Genomic DNA, 2,845 nt, shown 5'->3' with positions numbered 1-2,845 from the left:
TGAAGTTGTGTTCGGCGGTGACCTACTCTCCCACACCCTCACGAGTGCAGTACCATCGGCGCTGGCAGGCTTAGCTTCCGGGTTCGGAATGGGACCGGGCGTTTCCCTGCCGCTATGGCCGCCGTAACTCTGTGAAACAAGGCCCACGTGTTTTTGCGTGGGTGTGTTGTTTCAGATACTGCACAGTGGACGCGTTGCGATTCTTTAGGGGCTGTTTGTGTGTAAGCCCTCGGCCGATTAGTACCGGTCACCTGCACGCATTGCTGCGCTTCCAGTTCCGGCCTATCAACCCCATGGTCTGTGGGGGGCCTTAACCACGCGAAGGTGGTGAGAAACCTCATCTTGGAACAGGCTTCCCGCTTAGATGCTTTCAGCGGTTATCCCTTCCGAACGTAGCTAACCAGCGATGCTCCTGGTGGAACAACTGGCACACCAGAGGTTCGTCCGTCCCGGTCCTCTCGTACTAGGGACAGCCTTCCTCAAGTTTCTTACGCGCGCGGCGGATAGAGACCGAACTGTCTCACGACGTTCTAAACCCAGCTCGCGTGCCGCTTTAATGGGCGAACAGCCCAACCCTTGGGACCTACTCCAGCCCCAGGATGCGACGAGCCGACATCGAGGTGCCAAACCATCCCGTCGATATGGACTCTTGGGGAAGATCAGCCTGTTATCCCCGGGGTACCTTTTATCCGTTGAGCGACACCGCTTCCACTTGCCGGTGCCGGATCACTAGTCCCGACTTTCGTCCCTGCTCGACGTGTCAGTCTCACAGTCAAGCTCCCTTGTGCACTTGCACTCAACACCTGATTGCCATCCAGGCTGAGGGAACCTTTGGGCGCCTCCGTTACTCTTTAGGAGGCAACCGCCCCAGTTAAACTACCCACCAGGCACTGTCCCTAACCCAGATCATGGGCCGAGGTTAGACGTCCAATACGATCAGAGTGGTATTTCAACAACGACTCCACACACACTGGCGTGCATGCTTCACAGTCTCCCACCTATCCTACACAAACCGAATCGAACGCCAATACCAAGCTATAGTAAAGGTCCCGGGGTCTTTTCGTCCTGCCGCGCGTAACGAGCATCTTTACTCGTAGTGCAATTTCGCCGAGTCTGTGGTCGAGACAGCAGAGAAGTCGTTACGCCATTCGTGCAGGTCGGAACTTACCCGACAAGGAATTTCGCTACCTTAGGATGGTTATAGTTACCACCGCCGTTTACTGGGGCTTAAATTCTCAGCTTCGCCTTGCGGCTAACCGGTCCTCTTAACCTTCCAGCACCGGGCAGGCGTCAGTCCGTATACATCGACTTACGTCTTCGCACGGACCTGTGTTTTTAGTAAACAGTCGCTTCTCTCTGGTCTCTGCGACCACCCCCAGCTCAGATCGCAAGGATCGCCACCGGGCGTGGTCCCCCTTCTCCCGAAGTTACGGGGGCATTTTGCCGAGTTCCTTAACCACAGTTCTCTCGATCGCCTTGGTATTCTCTACCTGATCACCTGTGTCGGTTTGGGGTACGGGCCGTGTATGAACTCACTAGAGGCTTTTCTCGGCAGCATAGGATCACTGAATTCCCCACAACGGGTATGCATCAAGTCTCAGCCTTGATGTGACACGGATTTGCCTATGTCACGGCCTACACTCTTACACCAGTACAACCACTGACTGGCCCAGCTACCTTCCTGCGTCACCCCATCGCTTGGCTACTACCAGTTCAGGTCCCGCGCATCCGGTCCACGTCATCCCGAAGGATGCTCTAGGACGTTCAGGGCGGTTAGTATCACTGATTCACCATGGGCGCGCACACACGGGTACGGGAATATCAACCCGTTGTCCATCGACTACGCCTGTCGGCCTCGCCTTAGGTCCCGACTCACCCTGGGCAGATTAGCTTGACCCAGGAACCCTTGATCATTCGGCGGACGAGTTTCTCACTCGTCATTCGCTACTCATGCCTGCATTCTCACTCGTGTGGCCTCCACGCCTGGATCACTCCGACGCTTCTATGGCCACACGACGCTCCCCTACCCATCCATACACCTGCCCGGAGGAGGTTATTGTATGAATGCCGCGGCTTCGGCGGTGTACTTGAGCCCCGCTAAATTGTCGGCGCAGGACCACTTGACCAGTGAGCTATTACGCACTCTTTCAAGGGTGGCTGCTTCTAAGCCAACCTCCTGGCTGTCTCAGCGATCCCACATCCTTTTCCACTTAGTACACGCTTAGGGGCCTTAGCCGGCGATCTGGGCTGTTTCCCTCTCGACTATGAAGCTTATCCCCCACAGTCTCACTGCCGCACTCTCACACCTCGGCATTCGGAGTTTGGCTGACGTCAGTAACCTTGTAGGGCCCATCGGCCATCCAGTAGCTCTACCTCCGAGGTGAAACATGCGACGCTGCACCTAAATGCATTTCGGGGAGAACCAGCTATCACGGAGTTTGATTGGCCTTTCACCCCTACCCACAACTCATCCCCTCAGTTTTCAACCTAAGTGGGTTCGCGCCTCCACGACGTCTTACCGTCGCTTCACACTGGCCATGGGTAGATCACTCCGCTTCGGGTCTAGAGCATGCCACTCAAACGCCCTATTAGGACTCGCTTTCGCTACGGCTTCCCCACACGGGTTAACCTCGCGACATACCACTAACTCGCAGGCTCATTCTTCAAAAGGCACGCCATCAGCTTATGAGCCTCTGACGGATTGTAAGCACACGGTTTCAGGTACTATTTCACTCCCCTCCCGGGGTACTTTTCACCATTCCCTCACGGTACTAATCCGCTATCGGTCACCAAGAAGTATTTAGGCTTACCGGGTGGTCCCGGCAGATTCACAGCAGATTTCACG

General features: G+C 55.6%; 2 rRNA genes (1 of these 2 only partly in view). Both read right to left on the bottom strand.

Features of this window, described 5'->3' with window-relative positions:
* Positions 1 to 9: 9 nt before the first annotated feature.
* Positions 10 to 126, bottom strand: a 5S ribosomal RNA gene (gene rrf / locus G6024_RS01385).
* A gap of 91 nt (positions 127 to 217) precedes the next feature.
* Positions 218 to 2,845: ribosomal RNA gene (locus tag G6024_RS01380) — 23S ribosomal RNA — on the bottom strand (it continues 468 nt past the right edge of the window).

It is taken from the genome of Dietzia maris (assembly GCF_014144855.1).
Taxonomy (GTDB): domain Bacteria; phylum Actinomycetota; class Actinomycetes; order Mycobacteriales; family Mycobacteriaceae; genus Dietzia; species Dietzia kunjamensis.
The sequence above is the reverse complement of the archived record's forward strand: the minus strand, read 5'-3'. Positions and strand labels throughout refer to the sequence as shown.